Genomic DNA, 18955 nt, shown 5'->3' on the forward strand with positions numbered 1-18955 from the left:
GTCATCCGTGCCCCAGACGCAGCACGCCCCCACACCCGTTTCCGGCTCCCCCACCGCGGCCGATCTGCTGGACTTCGTCCGGCGCACCGCCGCCGACACCGAACTGATCGCCTCGCTGCCCCTCGACCCGGAGGGCCGCACCTGGGTACGGCTCGACGGCCCCGGCGGGAGCGAGGCCTGGCTCATCGGCTGGCCGCCCGGCACGGGCACCGGCTGGCACGACCACGACGAGTCGATGGGCGCCTTCGCCACCGCGCGCGGGACCCTGAAGGAGCACTCCCTCGCGGTACGGCTGCCGGCCGGCGGCTGGAAGAACCTGGAGCTGGCGGACGGGGTGGACCGCCACCGCGAGCTCCCGGCCGGCCAGGGGCGCGCCTTCGGCCGCCACCACGTGCACGAGGTCCTCAACGAGTCGGCTGTGGAGCACGCCGTCTCGGTGCACGCCTATTACCCGCCGCTCCCGCTCATCCGGCGCTTCAGCCGGTCGGGCGCGGTACTCCGTCTCGAGCAGGTCGAACGCCCGGAGGACTGGCAGTGAGCGACGAACGCATCGGCATCGACGAGCTGTTGGAGCGCGTACGGGCGGGCCTCGACCGCATCGACGCGCGGACCGCCTACGAGGCGTACGAGGCGGGCGACGCGCTCCTGGTCGACACCCGCTACGCGGCCCTGCGCGAGCGGGACGGCCTGATCCCGGGCGCGCTGATCGTGGAGCGCAACGAACTGGAGTGGCGGCTCGACCCCCTGGGCAGCCACCGCGCGCCCCAGGCGTACAGCCACGACTTGCGCGTCGTGGTCGTCTGCAACGAGGGCTACGCCTCGTCCCTGGCCGCCGCTTCCCTCCGCCGGCTGGGCATCCACCGCGCCACGGACGTCATCGGCGGCTTCCAGGCCTGGAAGGCGGCCGGCCTCCCGGTCCTCCTCCCGGCGACGGGGGTGAGCGGACGCCGTTGAGGGGCGGGGGCCCGCCCGGCTAGAAGGGCTCCTCCAAGCCCTCCGTGTCCTCGCCCTCCTCCTCCAGGGCCTGGCGGACCACGCGCAGGGCCATGCCCTCCGGGTAGCCCTTGCGGGCGAGCATCCCGGCGAGGCGGCGCAGGCGGCGGTCCCGTTCCAGGCCGCGGGTGGCGCGCAGCTTGCGGTCGACGAGCTCGCGCGCCCGGGTCTCCTCCTGGTCGGAGTCGAGCCGGTCGACGGCCTCCTCGATGAGCGAGGCGTCGACGCCCTTGGTCCGCAGCTCGCGGGCGAGGGCCCGGCGGGCGAGGCCCCGGCCGTGGTGCCGGGACTCGACCCAGGCCCCGGCGAAGGCGGCGTCGTCGATGAGCCCGACGTCCTCGAACCGGGAGAGGACCTCGTCGGCGACCTCGTCCGGGATGTCCCGCTTGCGCAGGGCGTCGGCGAGCTGCTTGCGGGTGCGGGGGGTCCCGGTGAGCAGGCGCAGGCAGATCGCCCGCGCCCGCTCAGCCGGATCCTGGGACGACAGCTCCTTCTCGGCCCTCGACGAGTCGGGGCTGTCGTCCGGCCATTCGGTGCGGCCGGTCACCGGTTCAGCTCTTGACCGCGGCGGCCTTGGTCGCCTTGACGGCCTTGGCCGGCGCCGGGACGGACTTCGCGTCGCCCGCGTCCGCCTCGTCCGGGCCGCTCGCGGCGTCCGCACCCGGCTCGACCGAGGGCTCCTCGGGCCGGACGCCGACGCCCAGCTTCTCCTTGATCTTCTTCTCGATCTCGTTGGCGAGGTCGGGGTTGTCCTTCAGGAAGTTACGGGCGTTCTCCTTGCCCTGGCCCAGCTGGTCGCCCTCGTACGTGTACCAGGCGCCGGCCTTGCGCACGAAGCCGTGCTCCACGCCCATGTCGATCAGGCCGCCCTCGCGGCTGATGCCCTGGCCGTAGAGGATGTCGAACTCGGCCTGCTTGAACGGGGGCGCGACCTTGTTCTTGACGACCTTGCAGCGGGTGCGGTTGCCGACCGCCTCCGTGCCGTCCTTCAGGGTCTCGATGCGGCGGATGTCGATACGCACCGAGGCGTAGAACTTCAGGGCGCGGCCACCGGTCGTGGTCTCCGGCGAGCCGAACATCACGCCGATCTTCTCGCGGAGCTGGTTGATGAAGATCGCGGTGGTCTTGGACTGGTTGAGCGCGCTGGTGATCTTCCGCAGGGCCTGGCTCATCAGTCGGGCCTGCAGACCGACGTGGGAGTCGCCCATCTCGCCCTCGATCTCCGCGCGCGGGACGAGCGCGGCGACGGAGTCGATGACGATCAGGTCGAGGGCGCCGGAGCGGACCAGCATGTCGACGATCTCGAGGGCCTGCTCGCCGTTGTCCGGCTGGGACAGGATGAGGTTGTCGATGTCGACGCCCAGCTTGCGGGCGTACTCGGGGTCGAGGGCGTGCTCGGCGTCGACGAAGGCGACCTGGCCGCCGGCCTTCTGCGCGTTGGCGACGGCGTGCAGGGTCAGGGTCGTCTTACCGGAGGACTCCGGGCCGTAGATCTCCACGACACGGCCGCGCGGCAGGCCGCCGACGCCGAGCGCGACGTCCAGGGCGGTCGACCCGGTCGGGATGACCTCGATCGGCTCCCTCGAGCGCTCGCCCATGCGCATGACGGCACCCTTGCCGAATTGCCGTTCAATCTGTGCGAGCGCGGCGTCGAGCGCCTTCTCGCGGTCGGTTCCTGCCATGGGTTCCACCCGGTTTGCTTGAGTCGATCGCTTCATGTGAAAGACGCTAACCCCTGCCACTGACAATGGGCCCCGGCGTCCCTTCCAGCCTGTGGATAACTCGGCGAAAACCCCGTGGTTCCAAGGCTCTGTCTCTCATGAGAATGGATGTTCGATTTTTGTGTCAAGCGCACCACGCCGCTGCGCCGCACCGCCCGCGGGCCCGTTCCCGGCCCGCCCCCGGCCCGGGCCAGAGCCGTCCCCGCCCCCCAGCGTCTACCCGTCCTTCCGGCCGGTCTCGTGCTGCTCCTTCTTGTGGTGCAGCGCCTTCTGCAGGCGGGCGACGACGGCCTCCCCGTACCGCCGGTGGCCGTGCACCCGGGGGTCGTCGGTCACGTCGTACCGCTTCACGTACGCGCCGAGGAAGGCCTGCAGGGTGGCGACGGCGGGGATGGCGATCAGGGCGCCGACCGCGCCGAGCAGCGCGGTGCCCGCGATGACCGAGCCGAAGGCCACCGCCGGGTGGATGTCCACCGTCTTGGAGGTCAGCTTCGGCTGCAGCATGTAGTTCTCGAACTGCTGGTAGACCACGACGAAGACCAGCACCCACAGCGCGTACCAGGGGTCGACGGTGAAGGCGATCAGCATCGGCAGCGCGCCCGCCAGGTAGGTGCCGATGGTCGGGATGAACTGCGAGACCAGACCGACCCAGACGCCGAGCGCCGGCGCGTAGGGCACGCCGAGGATCTCGAAGAGCACGAAGTGCGCCACACCGGAGATCAGCGCCATCAGACCGCGCGAGTAGAGGTAGCCGCCGGTCTTGTCGACGGCGATCTCCCAGGCCCGCAGCACCTCGGTCTGGCGGGCCGGCGGCAGCACCGAGCACAGCGCGCGGCGCAGCCGGGGCCCGTCGGCGGCGAAGTAGAACGAGAACAGGAAGATCGTCAGGAGCTTGAAGAGGCCTCCGAGCAGCGTGGCGGAGACGTCCAGGACGCCGGAGGCGCTGTTCTGGACGTACTTCTGCAGCCAGCCGGAGCGCAGCACGCTGTCCTGCACCTCGAGCCGGGACAGATCGGTGTGGAAGTGCGTGTTGACCCAGTTGATCAGTGAGTCGAGGTACTTGGGGAAGTTCTCGACCATGTCGACGATCTGGCCGGCGAGCATCGAGCCGAGCAGCACGACGAAGCCGACGCCGACGGCGAGCACGGCGAAGAAGACGATGAAGGTGGCGAGCCCCCGGCGCATGCCGCGCGCCGCCATGCGCCCCACGGCGGGCTCGATGGCCAGCGCCAGGAAGAAGGCGAGCAGGATGTTGACGAGGAGCCCGATGAGCTGGTGGAAGGCCCAGCTGCCGAGCTGGAAGCAGGCGTAGAGGGCGAGGGCGAGCACCAGGGCGCGGGGCAGCCAGCGCGGCATTCTCGCGCCGGGGGACGGGGCGGCGGCCGTCACGCCCCCGGATCCACCGGGGCCGCCGGAGCCGCCCGCCGCGGCGGGGCGGTCGCCATGAGCGCCGGCGGAGGCGCCGGCAGGGGTATCGGCACGGTTGTCTTCGTTCGCGTCGTCGGTGGCCACCCCGCAAGTCTCGCGCACCGCCCGGACATTCCGGCCACGGCCCGTCACATCACCGCTTCTCGGCCGGCACGCCGACGGCCGCGCAGACCGCCCGCCACACGTCCTTGGCCTCCCAGCCCGCGTCCAGCGCCTCCAGCACCGTACGCCCGCCGAGCTCGGCCATCACATGGTCCTTGGCGAAGCTCTCGGCATAGCCCGCACCGAAGTGGTCGGCCATCCGTTCCCAGAAAATCGTCAACCGCATGAGCCCAGTATCGCGCTCTCAAGGGTGCAGCCCGTGCCGAAGCCCTTGTCAGACCCGGTTTCCCGCCTACGGTCGGAACATGGCCGGAAAACCCCCAGAGAACGCCTCTCCCCTCGCCCGGGCCGAGCACTTCGTCTGGCTGACCGCACGCGTGCTCGAACAGCGCCGGTTCGCCTACCACTTCCTGCGCGGCGCCGCCGACCCGGTGGAGGCCGCGCTCGGCGCGTACCTCAACGAGGACGGCGGCTACGGCCACGCCCTCGAACCCGATCTGCGCGGACCGGTCAGCCAGCCGCTGCACACCGCGCACGCCCTGCGGGTGCTCGACTCGATCGGGCGGTGCGGAGGGCTGCGGATCGAGCGGATCTGCCGCTATCTGACCGAGGTGTCCACCCACGAGGGCGCGCTGCCCGCGATCCATCCCTCGCAGCGCGGCTACCCGTCGGCGCCGTTCGTTCCCGTCGTCGACGCGCCGCCCGGCGCGCTGCTCTCCACCGGTCCCGTGGTCGGGCTGCTCCACCGCAACCAGGTCTGGCACGCCTGGCTGTTCCGGGCCACCGAGTTCTGCTGGGCGGCCGTCGACGCGCTGGAGAAGTCGCACCCGTACGAGGTGCAGGCGGCCGTCGCCTTCCTCGACGGGGTCCCGGACCGCGCCCGGGCCCAGGCGGCGAGCGACCGGCTGGGGCGCCTCGTGCGCGAGCAGCGCCTCGCGGTGCTCGACCCGGACCGGCCGGAGGACTACCCGGTGGCCGACGGCTACGCGCCGGGCGAGCACCACTACCCGCACGACTACGCGCCCGTGCCGGACTCGCTGGCCCGCCGCTGGTTCACCGACGAGGAGATGTCCCGCTCCCTGGACCACCTCGCGGCGAGCCAGCAGGAGGACGGCGGCTGGCCCATCGGCTGGCGCCGGTGGGCACCGGGCTCCGCCCTGGAGTGGCGGCCGATCGTGACCGTGGAGGCCCTGCGGACCCTGCGGGCCCACGGCCGCGCCATCTGACCGCCGGGGCGCGGGTGGCCGCCTCAGCCGCCCAGCGCCCGCGCGCCGGCCGTGACGAGCACCGCCGCGCCGACGACCACCAGGAACGGGGCCCGCAGCACCAGGGCGAGGCCCGCCGCGGCGAGACCGGCGGCGCGGGCGTCCACGGTGAGTGCGCCCTGGCTGCTGAAGGTCTGCTGGGCGGTGAGCGCGGCCAGCAGGGCGACCGGCACCAGGGCCGCGAGGCGCTGGACGAGGGGCCGCTCCAGGGTGTCGGCCGGCACGAGCAGACCGAGCAGTTTGACCAGGTAGCACCCGGCGGCGGTCAGGCCGATGGCGATCCAGACGTTCATCGGGTCTCCTCCCCGCCCTCGCGGCGGCCCCGCACCCACAGCACGGCGGGCGCGGCGAGCGCGGCGGCCAGGACCGGGACGCCGGCCGGCAGGACCGGCAGCAGCCCGAGGCCCAGCAGGACGGCGAGGGCCGCGGTGGCGCGTTCGGTGGCCGTCTTCAGCATGGGCGCGAGCAGGGCCAGGAAGACCGCGGGACCGGCCGCGTCCAGGCCCCAGGCGCCGGTGTCGCCGATGGCCTCCGCGCCGAGCGCGCCCAGGAACGTGGTGACGTTCCACAGCACGTACAGCGTCAGTCCGGTGACGGTGAAGCCGATCCGCGCGGTGCGCCGGTCGGGCTGGGCGAGGGCCACGGCCGTGGTCTCGTCGATCACCCACTGCGCGGCGAGCGGCCGGACGGGCCGCCGCAGCGCGAGCAGCTGGCTGAGCCGCAGGCCGTAGAAGGCGTTGCGGGTGCCGAGGAAGAACGCCCCGGCGGCGGCCGTGAACGGGTTCCCGCCCGCCGCGAGCGCGCCCACCAGGGCGAACTGCGAGGCGCCGGTGAAGACCAGCAGGCTGAGCGCACAGGTCTGGAGCAGGCTCAGGCCGGCGCCGGCCGAGGTCACGCCGAACGCGAAGCCGGAGAGGCCGACGGCCACCCCCACCCCGAGCGCGTCGCGAACGACGGCGGCGTCGCTCTTGGGTGGTGCGGTCTCGTCGCGTATGTCCGGGGGTGCTGTCTGTTCTGCCACGTCAGGGACGTTACGGGCGCCTCCCGGGTCGGGTCTTGTACGTTCTTGCGCCCCGCGCGGGCGGCCCCTGCCGCCGCTGCCCGCCCCTACCGTCCGGGCCGTACGCCCCGGGCGCGCTGGTACGCCCCTGGGGGCACCCCCACGCTCCGGGTGAAGTGCCGGTTGAGGTGGGGCTGGTCGGTGAAGCCGACGGCGACGGCGGCCTGCGCCGGGGGCGTCCCCGCGTCCAGGAGGCGCCGGGCCCGGCGGACCCGGGCGTCGGTCAGCCAGGTGTGCGGCGGCATCCCGTACGCGCCCCGGAAGGCCCGCAGCAGGGCGAACGGGCTGGTGCCGAGCTCGGCGGCGAGCTGCTCCAGCGTCGGCGGGTCGGCCATCCGCTCCTCCAGGACGGCCCGCGCGCGTGCCGCGTCCCGTGCTCCAGCCGAGCGGGCGGCGAGCGGCGGGACACGGCCGCCGTGGCTGCGCAGCATCCGCGCGGTGACCAGGCGCAGCAGGCTGTCGGCGGCGAGCGCGTTGCCCTCCTCGGCGGCCCGGTGGACGCCGATGACGAGCCGCGCCGCGTACGCGTCGTCGACGACGGGCTCGACGAAGCCGACCTCCCGGCGCACGGCGAGGGTGTCGGCGGCGATGGCGGCGACGAGCTCGGCGTCGGGGTAGATCGTGCGGTAGGTCCAGCCCTCGGGCACTCCGGCGTGCCCCGTGTGCGGGGTGTCGGGGTTGACCAGGGCGATCTGTCCGGGGCCCGCCCGGACGAGGTCGCTGCCGTAGTGGAAGGCCTCGACGCCCTCGGTGATCGCGGCGAAGACGAAGCTCTCGTGGGTGTGCCGCGAGAACGACTTGTGGACGTAGTGGGCGTGCAGCAGGTCGACCCCGGGCAGCCCGTCCGGGCGCCAGTAGCGCGCCCGCTCGCCGTGCGCGGCGAGTCCGTCGCCCGGGGTGCCGTGCTCCCGCGCCACGCGCCCGTGCCCCGCGTCCCCGCTCGCCATGCCCCCATTCTGCGCCACCCCGCGCCCGCGCCACGAGCCGGTTTCCCCAGCTCCGGGCGGTTGTCAGTGCCGGGGTGCACGATGGGGGACATGGTCAGGTCCGCGCTCGACTCGTTCTCCCCCGCGACCCGCAGCTGGTTCACCGGGGCCTTCACCGCGCCCACGGCGGCGCAGGAGGGCGCCTGGCAAGCCATCGGCGCGGGCTCCGACGTGCTCGTGGTCGCCCCGACCGGCTCCGGCAAGACCCTCGCGGCCTTCCTCGCCTCGCTCGACCGGCTGGCCGCCACGCCCCCGCCGGCCGACGCCAAGAAGCGCTGCCGGGTGCTGTACGTCTCCCCGCTGAAGGCCCTCGCCGTCGACGTCGAGCGCAATCTGCGCTCCCCGCTCACCGGCATCCGCCAGGAGTCGGTCCGGCTCGGCCTGCCCGAGCCGGACGTGAAGGTGGGCATCCGTTCCGGCGACACCCCGGCCGCCGAGCGCCGGGCGCTCGCCACCCGGCCGCCGGACATCCTGATCACCACCCCCGAGTCGCTGTTCCTGATGCTGACCTCGGCCACCCGGGACGCGCTCTCGGGCATCGAGACGGTCATCCTCGACGAGGTCCACGCGGTCGCCGGCACCAAGCGCGGCGCGCATCTCGCGCTCTCGCTGGAGCGGCTCGACGAGCTGCTGCCCCGGCCGGCCCGCCGGATCGGCCTGTCGGCGACCGTCCGGCCGGTGGAGGAGGTGGCGCGCTATCTCTCGCCGCAGCGGAAGGTCGAGATCGTCCAGCCGCCCTCCGACAAGGAGTTCGACCTCTCCGTGGTCGTGCCCGTGGAGGACATGGGCGAGCTGGGCGGTTCCCCGGCGTCCGACGCCTCGGGCGGCGCGGAGGGCGGCGACCGGCCGTCGATCTGGCCGCATGTGGAGGAGCGGATCGCCGATCTGGTGCAGGCGCACCGCTCGACCATCGTCTTCGCGAACTCCCGCCGCCTGGCGGAGCGCCTGTGCAACCGCCTGAACGAGATCGCGTACGAGCGGGCCACCGGCGAGGCCCTGCCCGAGGGGAAGCCGTCCGCCGAGATCATGGCCCAGTCCGGGGCGGCACAGGGCGTCCCGCCGCTGCTGGCCCGCGCGCACCACGGCTCGGTCTCCAAGGAGCAGCGCGCCCTGGTCGAGGAGGACCTGAAGGCCGGCCGGCTCCCCGCCGTGGTGGCCACGTCCAGCCTGGAGCTGGGCATCGACATGGGCGCGGTGGACCTGGTGGTCCAGGTGGAGTCGCCGCCCTCGGTGGCCTCCGGGCTCCAGCGGGTCGGCCGCGCGGGGCACCAGGTGGGCGCGGTGTCCACGGGCGTGGTCTTCCCGAAGTACCGGGGCGACCTGGTGCAGTCGGCGGTGGTGACCGAGCGGATGCGCAGCGGCTCCATCGAGTCGCTGCGCGTCCCGGCGAACCCCTTGGACGTGCTGGCCCAGCAGCTGGTGGCGATGGTCGCCCTGGACAGCTGGCAGGCGGACGACCTGCTGGCGCTGGTCCGGCGGGCGGCGCCGTTCGCCTCGCTGCCGGAGTCGGCGTTCACGGCGGTCCTGGACATGCTGGCCGGCCGCTATCCCTCGGACGCCTTCGCGGAGCTGCGCCCGCGCGTGGTGTGGGACCGGGTCGCCGGCACGGTCACGGGCCGCCCCGGCGCCCAGCGCCTCGCCGTCACCTCGGGCGGCACGATCCCCGACCGGGGGCTGTTCGGGGTGTTCCTGGCGGGCGCCGACCCCAAGAAGGGCGGCGGCCGGGTCGGGGAGCTGGACGAGGAGATGGTGTACGAGTCGCGGGTCGGCGACGTCTTCACCCTGGGCACCACATCCTGGCGGATCGAGGACATCACCCGCGACCGGGTGCTGGTCTCCCCCGCGCCGGGGGTGCCGGGCCGACTGCCGTTCTGGAAGGGCGACCAGCTGGGGCGGCCGCTGGAGCTGGGCCGCGCGGTGGGCGCGTTCCTGCGCGAGGTGGGCGCCCTGCGGCCGGACGACGCCCGGCTGCGCCTGGTCGCGGCCGGCCTCGACGCCTGGGCGGCGGACAACGTGCTCGCGTATCTCGCCGAGCAGCGCGAGGCCTGCGGCCACGTGCCCGACGACCGCACGATCCTGGTGGAGCGCTTCCGGGACGAGCTCGGCGACTGGCGGGTCGTCATCCACTCCCCCTTCGGCGCCCAGGTGCACGCCCCGTGGGCGCTGGCCCTCGGCGCCCGGCTCGCCGAGCGGTACGGGATGGACGCCCAGGTGATGCACGCCGACGACGGCATCGTGCTGCGCCTGCCGGACGCGGATCTGATGGGCCTCGACCTCCTCGACGCCGAGCCGGTGGACCCCAGCCGGTTCGGCGACACCGCCTTCGACGGCGACCAGGCACCCGTCGGCGCGGCCGACGCCGTCTTCGACAAGGGCGAGATCGCGCAGATCGTCACCGACCAGGTGGGCGGCTCGGCCCTGTTCGCCTCCCGGTTCCGCGAGTGCGCGGCGCGCGCCCTGCTGCTGCCCAAGCGCAATCCGGGCAAGCGCACCCCGCTGTGGCAGCAGCGGCAGCGGGCGGCGCAGCTGCTCCAGGTGGCGAGCGAGTTCGGATCGTTCCCGATCATCCTGGAGGCGGTCCGCGAGTGCCTCCAGGACGTCTTCGACGTGCCGGGTCTGACCGAGCTGATGGGCGACATCGAGGCCCGCCGGGTACGTCTGGTCGAGGTCACCACCCCCGAGCCCTCCCCCTTCGCCCGCTCCCTGCTCTTCGGCTACGTGGCCCAGTTCCTCTACGAGGGCGACTCGCCGCTCGCCGAGCGCCGGGCGGCCGCGCTGTCGCTGGACTCCCGGCTGCTGGCCGAGCTCCTCGGGCAGGCGGAGCTGCGGGAGCTGCTCGACGCGGACGTGCTCGCCGAGCTGGAGCGGGAGCTCCAGTGGCTGACGGAGGACCGCCGGATCAAGGACGTGGAGGGCGTCGCGGACCTGCTCCGGGTGCTCGGGCCGCTCACCGACGCGGAGCTGGCCGAGCGGGGCGCCGATGCCGCCTGGGCGCCGGACCTGGGCCGGGCCCGCCGCGCGATCCGGGTCCGGATCGCGGGCGCCGAGCACTGGGCGGCGATCGAGGACGCGGGCCGGCTGCGGGACGCGCTCGGCACCGCGCTGCCGGTCGGTGTGCCCGAGGCGTTCACGGAGCCGGTGAAGGACCCGCTGGGCGACCTGCTCGCCCGGCACGCCCGCACCCACGGCCCCTTCACCTCCTCGCAGGCCGCCGCCCGCTTCGGCCTGGGCGCGGCGGTCACCGACGGCGCCCTGCAGCGCCTCGCGGCCGCCGGCCGGGTGGTGCAGGGCGAGTTCCACCCCTCGGGCATCGGCCAGGAGTGGTGCGACGCCGCCGTGCTGCGCCGGCTGCGACGCCGCTCCCTCGCGGCGCTGCGCCACGAGCTGGAGCCGGTGCCCCCGGCCGCCCTCGCCACCTTCCTGCCCCAGTGGCAGCACCTGGGCGGCAACAGCCTGCGCGGGATCGACGGACTGGCCCGGGCGATCGAGCAGCTCCAGGGCGCGCCGGTGCCGGCCTCGGCTCTGGAGAAGCTGATCCTGCCGTCCCGGGTGCGGGACTACGCGCCGGCGCTGCTCGACGAGCTGACGACGACCGGCGAGGTGGTCTGGGCGGGCGCCGGGGCGCTCCCCGGCAAGGACGGCTGGGTCTCGCTGTATCTGGCGGACGCGGCGCCGCTGCTCCTGCCGCCGCCGCACCCCCTGGAGCAGACCGCGCTCCACGAGTCCGTCCTGACGGTGCTCTCCGGCGGATACGGCCTGTTCTTCCGCCAGATCGCCGACCAGGTGCGGGCCACCACCCACCCGGACGCGACGGACCCCCAGCTGGCGGACGCCCTGTGGGACCTGGCCTGGTCGGGGCGGCTCACCAACGACACCCTGGCCCCGCTGCGCTCCCTCCTCGGCTCCGGCCGCACGGCGGGTTCCACGGCGCACCGGGCCCGGCGCACGGTCCCGCGCGGGCGGTACGGGACGCTGAGTGCGGCGGCCCGCCCCGTTTCCCGCACGGGCCCTCCGACGGTGAGCGGCCGCTGGTCGCTGCTGCCGCCGCAGGAGCCGGAGCCGACCCACCGGGCGCACGCCCTGGCCCGCACGCTCCTGGACCGGCACGGGGTCGTCACCCGGGGCGCGGTGGCGGCCGAGGGCGTGGAGGGCGGCTTCTCCGCGACGTATCGGATCCTGTCCGCGTTCGAGGACAGCGGCCAGGCCCGCCGGGGCTATGTCGTGGAGGGTCTGGGCGCGGCCCAGTTCGCCATGGACGGCGCCGTGGACCGGTTGCGCGCGGCGGCCAATGCCCGCGACCGGGGCACCGAGGAGGGCGCGGGCCCCCGCGCGGTGGTCCTGGCGGCGGCCGATCCGGCGAACGCGTACGGGGCGGCCCTGTCCTGGCCCGAGCCGCCGACGGGCGCCGGTCACAAGCCGGGCCGCAAGGCGGGGGCGATGGTCGTCCTGGTCGACGGCGAGCTGACGCTCTACATGGAGCGCGGCGGCAAGACCCTGCTGTCCTGGCCGACCGACCCGGACTCCCCGGCGCTGCGGGCCGCGGCGCAGGCGCTGGCGGCATCGGCCACGGCGGGCTCGCTGGGCACGGTGACGGTCGAGCGGATCAACGGGGCCACGGCGCTGACCTCCCCGCTGGCCGGCGCCCTGGAGGCCGCCGGGTTCCACGCCACGCCCCGAGGGCTGCGGCTGCGGGCATGATGAGCCCATGCCCGAAGGAGACACCGTCTGGTACGCCTGCCACCGGCTCGACGAGGCGCTCGCCGGCCGGGTGCTCACGCGCTCGGATCTGCGTGTGCCCCGCTTCGCGACGGCCGACCTCACGGGGCGCCGGGTCCTCGACGTCACCCCGCGGGGCAAGCACCTGCTCACCCGGATCGAGGGCGGGCTCACGCTCCACTCCCATCTGCGGATGGACGGGGCGTGGCGGGTGTACGCCACCGGGGAGCGCCCACGTGGCGGCCCGGAGCACCAGATCCGGGCCATCCTCGGCAACGCGGAGTTCACGGCCTACGGCTACCGCCTGCCGGTCCTGGAGTTGATCCGTACCGCCGAGGAGGCCAAGGCGGTCGGCCATCTCGGGCCGGATCTGCTGGGCCCTGACTGGGATCCGGCGGAGGCGGTCCGGCGGCTGGCCGCCGCCCCGGAGCGTCCGCTCGGCGAGGCCCTGCTCGACCAGCGCAATCTCGCCGGGATCGGCAACGTCTACAAGTCGGAGCTGGCATTCCTGGCCGGCGTCACGCCCTGGCTCCCGTTCGGCGAGCTCGCCCCGGGCGTCCCCGAACGCCTCGTGGCCACCGCGCACAGGCTGCTGGAGGAGAACAAGGACCGCCCCGAGCGCCGGACGACCACGGCCCGCCGCCCCAGCGAGCGGCTGTACGTCTACGGCCGCGGGGGCCGCTCCTGCCTGCGCTGCGGCACCCCGATCCGCAAGGCGGAGCTCGGGGACCGGGTGACCTACTGGTGCCCTGGCTGCCAGCGCGGCCCACAGCAGGAGCCGTGAGGACCGGCCGGGACCGACCAGCCCGGCCTCCTGCCCCAGTCCGGACCCCGGACCAGAACGGACCCCGGAACGGGCCCCGGACCAGACCAGACCGAACCGGCCCCGAACGAGACCGAACCCGACCGGACCGGACCTGACCGGACCTGACCGGATGACCGAACCCAGGGGCCAAGCCGAACCCAGGGGCCAAGCCGAACCCAGGGGCCAAGCCACGCCACGCCACGCCAAGCCAGGCGAAGCAAAAGCCAGGCGAAGCCAAGCCACCCCAGGCCCCGCCCATCCAGGCTCGGCCCCGCCCGGCAGGCTCGACCCCACCCGTCCAGGCCCGTCCAGACAGACCCGACCGACCAATTGACGACCCGTCAGATCCGGTCGTACGGTCCGCACATGCCCCTCAGCGCGTACGACCTCACCGGCCGCACGGCCTTCGTCACCGGAGCGGCGAGCGGCATCGGCCGCGCGACCGCGGAGCTGCTCGCCGAGGCGGGGGCGAGCGTCCACTGCGCGGACCGCGACGAGCAGGGCCTGAAGGAGACGGCCGCGCTCATCGCGCGGCGGGGCGGCCGTGCGGCCACCCACGCCCTGGACGTCACCGACCGCGCCGCCCTCGCCGCCGCGGTGCGTGCCGCGGGCCCGCTCCACGTCATGGCGGCGGTCGCCGGGATCATGCACACGAGCACGGTCCTGGAGACCCGCGAGGAGGACCTCGACCGGGTCCTCGCGGTGAACTTCAAGGGCGTGCTGCACGCCTGCCAGGAAGCGGCCGGGTCGATGGTCGAGCACGGCGTCCCCGGCTCCATCGTGACCATGGCCTCCGGCGCGATGGACGCGGCGAGCCCGGGCCTGCTCTGCTACAGCGTCGCCAAGGCGGCCGTGGTGCAGCTGACCAAGACCCTGGCGGCCGAGGTCGGCCGGCACGGGATCCGGGTCAACGCGGTCGCGCCGGGCTGGATCCGCACCCCGATGACGGACCGCCACGAACCGGCGGCGCAGGAGCAGGCCGAGGCGGCGATGGTCCGCGTCTCCCCACTCGGCCGGGTCGGCGAGCCCGAGGACATCGCCCACGCCGTGCTCCACCTCGCCTGCGACGCCTCCTCGTTCACGACGGGCCAGATCCTGCGCCCCAACGGCGGCGTCGCGATGCCCTGGTGACGCCGTGCCGGGAACCGGACTCCCCGCGCCGCCCCGAAGCAGCCCGTCCGCGCCAGGAGAAAGCCCTTCCGCCCCCGGAAGAAGGACCTCCGGGCCCGGAAGAACCACCCCCACGCCCCGACGAGCCCCCAGCCCGCCCCGACGAGCCCCCAGCCCGCCCCGCAGAAGTCCCGGACCGCCCTTGAGAGGCCCCGGAACGCCCCGAAGAGGCGGCCACGTGCACCGGCAACAGGCTCAGCCCCCAGCCGCCCGCGGCCACCGCCCCCTCGACCGGTCCCGTCTCCCCCGGCACCAGCAGCAGACGCACCACCGCCCACCACCAGAGCCCGCCGGCCACCAGTCCGACCGCGACCAGCATGAGCGTCACCAGCGGAACCCGTCGCCGTACCATGGCCGCCTCCTCCGGTCGACGCTAGTGCGGCAGGATCACCCGGCGGGAGGGCGCACCGGAGGCAGACCGGGCGCACGGGACGCGCAGGGGGCCGTCGTCCCACCATGGCACGCCCCACCGGGACCCGGCATCTCCAGCGGACGCGAAGAGCCCCGGCCGGGCACCCTGGACAGGGCGCCGGTCGGGGCTCGACCGCACTTCGCCGAAACAGCCTCGGTTTCAGGCGGCGACGACGTTGACCGCTTCCGCGGGCGCCTTGATGGTCACCCGCTCGGTGGACATGCCTGCCACCGACGTCACCGACACCGAGTTGAGCATCGGGCGTACCGGCGGCACCGGTTCGCTCGCCGCTGCCGACTCGGCCAGTTCGGCCAGCGACAGCTCGTCGCTCACTTCACGCATGAGCTCGGACATCCGTACGTCCAGCGCGTCGCAGATAGCGGAGAGCAGCTCGGAGGAAGCCTCCTTCTGCCCCCGCTCCACCTCGGAGAGATAGCCGAGTGAGACTCGGGCGGACGAGGAGACTTCGCGCAGAGTACGGCCCTGGCGCTGGCGCTGCCGACGCAGCACGTCACCCAACAGGCGACGGAGCAGAATCATCGGTGGCTCCCTCCTCGGACCGCGTAGCCGCATCCTTCACGCCCCACCGTACCGCCTCGCGCCGCGGTCGTGCGGGGAGCGATGTCGTGTTCACTCATGGCTGCAAACATCAATCTCCCCCGTTCTGTTCCGTATCCTGTGCCCGCGCATTTTCCGGGTGTTCGCCGTCGAGCAGCTCGCAGAGCAATTCGAGCACGCTGCGCACGCTCTCTCTACGGATTTCCGCGCGATCGCCGTTCAACCGCAACGAGGCCACCTTGCCCGCCCCGCAGCGCTCCCCCGAGGGCCCGGCGACGGCCACGTACACCGTCCCCACGGGCTGCCCGTCCTGGGTTTCGGGCCCGGCGACGCCGGTCGTCGCGATGCCCCAGTCCGCCCCCAGCCGGACCCGCACACCCGCCGCCATCTGCAGCGCGACCTCCGGGTCGACCGCGCCGCGCTCGGCGAGGAGGGTCCCGTCGACCCCCAGCAGCCGTGCCTTGAGATCCGTCGCGTAGGCCGTGACGGAGCCGCGGAAGGACTTCGAGGACCCGGGGGCCCCGGTGAGCGCCGCGGCCACCAGACCGCCCGTGAGGGACTCCGCGGCGGCCACCGTGTGGCCTCGTTCCGCGAGCAGCTCCAGCACCCGGGCGGCTTCCTTCATCGTCCGTCCACTCCCGCGGCCGCGGCCGCACGCTCCGCCGCGAGTCCCCTGCGACGCAGGACGACCGCCTGTCGTACATAGTCCAGACCGGTGACGACCGTCAGCACGACGGCCACCGCCATCACCCAGAAGCGCAGGGTGGCGAGCGGGCCGGTGAGCATCAGCACGTACATGCCGACCGCGGTGCCCTGCGCGAGGGTCTTCATCTTGCCCCCGCGGCTGGCCGGAATGACCCCGTGCCTGATCACCCAGAACCGCATCAGGGTGATCCCGAGCTCACGCGCGAGGATCACGCCCGTCACCCACCACGGCAGGTCGCCGAGGTAGGACAGGGAGATCAGACCGGCCGCCATGATCGCCTTGTCGGCGATCGGGTCGGCGATCTTCCCGAAGTCGGTGACCAGGTTGTACGTCCGTGCCAGATGCCCGTCGAAGACGTCGGTGATCATGGCGACGGCGAACGCCGCCCACGCCCAGGCACGCCAGGCGGGGTCGTGCCCGCCGTCCTGGAAGAGCAGCACCACGAAGCCGGGCACGAGCACGAGCCGGACCATGGTGAGGATGTTCGCGATGTTCCACAGGCTGGCCTGGTTGACGGCCGCAGCGCCCAGCTTGCCGCGGGGCGCCGGCGTACCGGACCCGCCCGTCGCGGATGCCGGGACTCCGGTCATCTGCCCGCCTCCTCGGAAAGACACGTCGCCACCAGGTCGACGCCCTCGGTGGCGACGACCTCGGCCCTGACCATACGGCCCGGGGCCAGGCCGAGACCCTCGGCCGAGTCCGCGGTGACGAGCACCTGGCCGTCGGTCTCGGGCGCCTGGTGGGCGGCCCGGCCGATCCAGCCGTCCTCCTCCTCGTCGAAGGACTCGACGAGTACTTCCAGGGTCTCGCCGATCCGCTCTTCCGCACGCTGGGCGGTGAGCTCCTCGGCGAGCCGGGACAGGTGGGCCAGGCGCTTGTCGACCACGTCCTGGTCGAGCTTGTGCTCGTAGGTGGCGGCCTCGGTGCCGTCCTCGTCGGAGTAGCCGAAGACGCCGATGGCGTCGAGGCGGGCGTGGGTGACGAAGCGTTCCAGCTCGGCGAAGTCCGCCTCGGTCTCGCCGGGGAAGCCGACGATGAAGTTGGAGCGGGCACCGGCGGTCGGGGCCTTGGAGCGGATCGTCTCCAGCAGTTCCAGGAAGCGGTCGGTGTCGCCGAAGCGGCGCATCGCCCGCAGCACGTCGGGCGCGCTGTGCTGGAAGGACAGGTCGAAGTACGGGACGACCTTCTCGGTCGAGGTGAGCACGTCGATCAGGCCGGGGCGCATCTCGGCGGGCTGCAGGTAGCTGACCCGGACCCGCTCGATGCCGTCGACGGCGGCCAGCTCGGGCAGCAGGCTCTCCAGGAGGCGGATGTCGCCGAGGTCCTTGCCGTACGAGGTGTTGTTCTCGGAGACCAGCATGACCTCCTTCACACCCTGCTCGGCGAGCCAGCGCGTCTCGTTCAGCACGTCCGAGGGACGGCGCGAGACGAAGGAGCCGCGGAAGGACGGGATGGCGCAGAAGGAGCAGCGCCGGTCGCAGCCGGAGGCCAGCTTCACCGAGGCGACGGGGCTGGTGTCCAGGCGGCGGCGGAGCGGTGCGCGCGGGCCGGAGGCGGGCGCCAGGCCCTCGGGGAGGTCGGTCGGCACGTTCTCCGGCGCGACGGGCGTCCCAGGCGCCTCAGGCGCCTGCGTGGCCCCGTCGCCGTGGCCGGGCAGGGCCACCGACGCGGCGGCCTGCTGCCGCTCCACCGGGGACAGCGGCAGCAGCTTGCGCCGGTCACGCGGGGTGTGCGCCTCGACACTGCCCCCGCTGAGGATGGTCTGGAGGCGGTTGGAGATGTCGGCGTAGTCGTCGAAGCCGAGCACGCCGTCGGCTTCGGGCAGCGCTTCGGCGAGCTCCTTGCCGTAGCGCTCGGCCATGCAGCCGACGGCGACGACGGCCTGGGTGCGGCCGTGGTCCTTCAGATCGTTCGCTTCGAGGAGGGCGTCGACGGAGTCCTTCTTGGCGGCCTCGACGAAGCCACAGGTGTTGACGACGGCGACGTCTGCGTCCTCGGCGGATTCGACGAGCTCCCAGCCGTCCGCTGCCAAGCGGCCTGCGAGCTCCTCCGAGTCCACCTCGTTACGGGCGCAGCCGAGAGTGACAAGGGCGACGGTACGGCGTTCGGGCATGGACTCAAGACTACTTCGTCCCGGCCGTACCTCCGTCGCGCAGGGTTCACCCACGTCACGCCCGTCGCGGAGGTCACCCGGCCTCGGGGTCTCCCTTGGTGTACGAGAGGCGCTCGACCTGGCCGGACTCGAAGGAGTCCTGGATCTTCTTGCCGTTGACGTAGAGCTCGATCGGCCCGGCGTTGCCGAGGATGAGATCGATGCGCTCGTCGTCCTGGAAGGTCTTGGACTCGCCCTGCAGGAGCAGCCCGTCGAAGAGCAGCTTTCCGTCGTGCGCCTTGGCCGAGATCCAGCTCTTGTCGTCGGTCGCCGTGAGCTTCACGGTGACCTTGTCCTGCGGGACCGCGGCGATCGCGCTCTCGGTGGGCGCGGGCTTGACGGGGACCGGCTTGGGCTTGGGCTTGGTGCTGGTGGCGGCCTTGGGCGCCGGGGCCGGGCCCTCGGCGACGGTGCCGTTGCCCCGGATGTCGTTGCCGTTGAACATCGTGAAGCCGACGAAGCCGACGACGGCCACGATCGCGGCGACCATGGCGGCGGTCCAGTTGGGGCGGCGCGGCTCGGGGCGGATGCGTTCGGCCTCGAAGAGCGGGGCCGCGGGGGTCGGGGCGGGCCGCCCGCCATGCTCGGCGTCGTACTGCTCGACCAGGCCGGCCGGATCGAGCCCCACGGCGCGCGCGAGCGTGCGGATGTGCCCGCGGGCGTAGACGTCGCCGCCGCAGCGCGAGAAGTCGTCCTCCTCGATCGCGTGCACGATCGGGACGCGCACGCGGGTGGAGGCGCTGACCTCTTCGACGGTGAGACCGGCGGCGACACGGGCCTGCTGGAGGGCACGACCGATCGAATCCCGGTCATCTGCCGGGAAGTTCCGGTCGTCCTCGGGGGATTCGGGGGAGTTGCCGATGGACACGAGAGCGCCTTTC

At 73.6% G+C, this 18955-nt stretch carries 18 protein-coding genes; 6 read left to right on the forward strand and 12 right to left on the reverse strand.

All coding sequences use genetic code 11. The annotated features are described in order from the left end of the window. The first annotated feature begins 7 nt into the window (after positions 1-7). Positions 8-538 (forward strand): cysteine dioxygenase, encoded by a 531-nt coding sequence (locus tag ACH414_RS29815; protein WP_382547495.1) that lies wholly within the window; start codon positions 8-10, stop codon positions 536-538. Beyond that, positions 535-954, forward strand: coding sequence for a rhodanese-like domain-containing protein (locus tag ACH414_RS29820; RefSeq protein WP_382547497.1), 420 nt, complete (start codon positions 535-537; stop codon positions 952-954). The genes ACH414_RS29815 and ACH414_RS29820 overlap by 4 nt, the downstream gene beginning before the upstream one ends. A 19-nt stretch (positions 955-973) precedes the next feature. Here ACH414_RS29820 and recX read toward each other — a convergent pair whose 3' ends face one another. The 4 genes from recX to ACH414_RS29840 form a co-directional block, all read right to left on the reverse strand. Continuing rightward, the gene (gene recX, locus ACH414_RS29825; protein WP_398944120.1) at positions 974-1654 is read right to left on the reverse strand and encodes a recombination regulator RecX; all 681 of its coding nucleotides are present in this window, start codon (positions 1652-1654) and stop codon (positions 974-976) included. Further along, a complete protein-coding gene (gene recA / locus ACH414_RS29830) occupies positions 1545-2675 on the reverse strand; it encodes a recombinase RecA (protein ID WP_398944122.1) in 1131 nt (376 codons plus the stop codon). The genes recX and recA overlap by 110 nt, the downstream gene beginning before the upstream one ends. A 255-nt stretch (positions 2676-2930) precedes the next feature. Beyond that, a complete protein-coding gene (locus ACH414_RS29835; RefSeq protein WP_382547547.1) occupies positions 2931-4070 on the reverse strand; it encodes an AI-2E family transporter in 1140 nt (379 codons plus the stop codon). 205 nt (positions 4071-4275) lie between these two features. Next, the gene (locus ACH414_RS29840) at positions 4276-4470 is read right to left on the reverse strand and encodes a DUF3046 domain-containing protein (protein ID WP_382547503.1); all 195 of its coding nucleotides are present in this window, start codon (positions 4468-4470) and stop codon (positions 4276-4278) included. A gap of 79 nt (positions 4471-4549) precedes the next feature. Here ACH414_RS29840 and ACH414_RS29845 point away from each other — a divergent pair, with 79 nt between their 5' ends. Continuing rightward, positions 4550-5470 carry a hypothetical protein gene (locus ACH414_RS29845; protein WP_382547505.1) on the forward strand — a complete coding sequence of 307 codons (921 nt, stop codon included), beginning with the start codon at positions 4550-4552 and terminating at the stop codon, positions 5468-5470. Between the two features lie 23 nt (positions 5471-5493). On the opposite strand, the gene ACH414_RS29850 is transcribed toward ACH414_RS29845, so the two are convergent. From ACH414_RS29850 to ACH414_RS29860, 3 genes are all read right to left on the reverse strand, one after another. Continuing rightward, on the reverse strand, positions 5494-5802 hold the full coding sequence (locus tag ACH414_RS29850; RefSeq protein ID WP_382547507.1) for an AzlD domain-containing protein: 309 nt from the start codon (positions 5800-5802) through the stop codon (positions 5494-5496). Then, positions 5799-6530, reverse strand: a complete 732-nt coding sequence (locus ACH414_RS29855) for an AzlC family ABC transporter permease (protein ID WP_382547509.1) — start codon at positions 6528-6530, stop codon at positions 5799-5801. The genes ACH414_RS29850 and ACH414_RS29855 overlap by 4 nt, the downstream gene beginning before the upstream one ends. Before the next feature lie 86 nt (positions 6531-6616). After that, positions 6617-7516: an AraC family ligand binding domain-containing protein gene (locus ACH414_RS29860; RefSeq protein ID WP_391770193.1), complete on the reverse strand. Its 900-nt coding sequence runs from the start codon at positions 7514-7516 to the stop codon at positions 6617-6619. Between the two features lie 90 nt (positions 7517-7606). On the opposite strand from ACH414_RS29860, the gene ACH414_RS29865 reads away from it, so the two are divergent. The 3 genes from ACH414_RS29865 (at position 7607) to ACH414_RS29875 (ending at position 14207) form a co-directional block, all read left to right on the forward strand. Next, complete coding sequence (locus ACH414_RS29865) at positions 7607-12253, forward strand: ATP-dependent helicase (RefSeq protein WP_398944123.1); 4647 nt, start codon at positions 7607-7609, stop codon at positions 12251-12253. Between the two features lie 7 nt (positions 12254-12260). After that, positions 12261-13055, forward strand: a complete 795-nt coding sequence (locus tag ACH414_RS29870; protein ID WP_382547515.1) for a DNA-formamidopyrimidine glycosylase family protein — start codon at positions 12261-12263, stop codon at positions 13053-13055. A 387-nt stretch (positions 13056-13442) separates the two neighbouring features. Further along, positions 13443-14207: an SDR family NAD(P)-dependent oxidoreductase gene (locus ACH414_RS29875; RefSeq protein WP_391770191.1), complete on the forward strand. Its 765-nt coding sequence runs from the start codon at positions 13443-13445 to the stop codon at positions 14205-14207. A gap of 610 nt (positions 14208-14817) precedes the next feature. Here the strand turns inward: ACH414_RS29875 and ACH414_RS29880 are convergent. From ACH414_RS29880 to ACH414_RS29900, 5 genes are all read right to left on the reverse strand, one after another. Further along, complete coding sequence (locus ACH414_RS29880; protein WP_382547519.1) at positions 14818-15198, reverse strand: helix-turn-helix domain-containing protein; 381 nt, start codon at positions 15196-15198, stop codon at positions 14818-14820. 109 nt (positions 15199-15307) lie between these two features. Continuing rightward, positions 15308-15841, reverse strand: coding sequence for a CinA family protein (locus ACH414_RS29885; RefSeq protein WP_382547520.1), 534 nt, complete (start codon positions 15839-15841; stop codon positions 15308-15310). After that, positions 15838-16512, reverse strand: a complete 675-nt coding sequence (pgsA, locus tag ACH414_RS29890) for a CDP-diacylglycerol--glycerol-3-phosphate 3-phosphatidyltransferase (protein ID WP_382547522.1) — start codon at positions 16510-16512, stop codon at positions 15838-15840. The genes ACH414_RS29885 and pgsA overlap by 4 nt, the downstream gene beginning before the upstream one ends. Beyond that, entirely contained in the window at positions 16509-18035 is a 1527-nt protein-coding gene (gene rimO / locus ACH414_RS29895) for a 30S ribosomal protein S12 methylthiotransferase RimO (RefSeq protein ID WP_382547524.1), read from the reverse strand. The genes pgsA and rimO overlap by 4 nt, the downstream gene beginning before the upstream one ends. A 73-nt stretch (positions 18036-18108) precedes the next feature. After that, positions 18109-18942: a helix-turn-helix domain-containing protein gene (locus ACH414_RS29900; protein WP_391770188.1), complete on the reverse strand. Its 834-nt coding sequence runs from the start codon at positions 18940-18942 to the stop codon at positions 18109-18111. Positions 18943-18955: the final 13 nt, after the last annotated feature.

This window comes from Streptomyces sp. NPDC020422 (assembly GCF_044386705.1).
Taxonomy (GTDB): Bacteria; Actinomycetota; Actinomycetes; order Streptomycetales; family Streptomycetaceae; genus Streptomyces.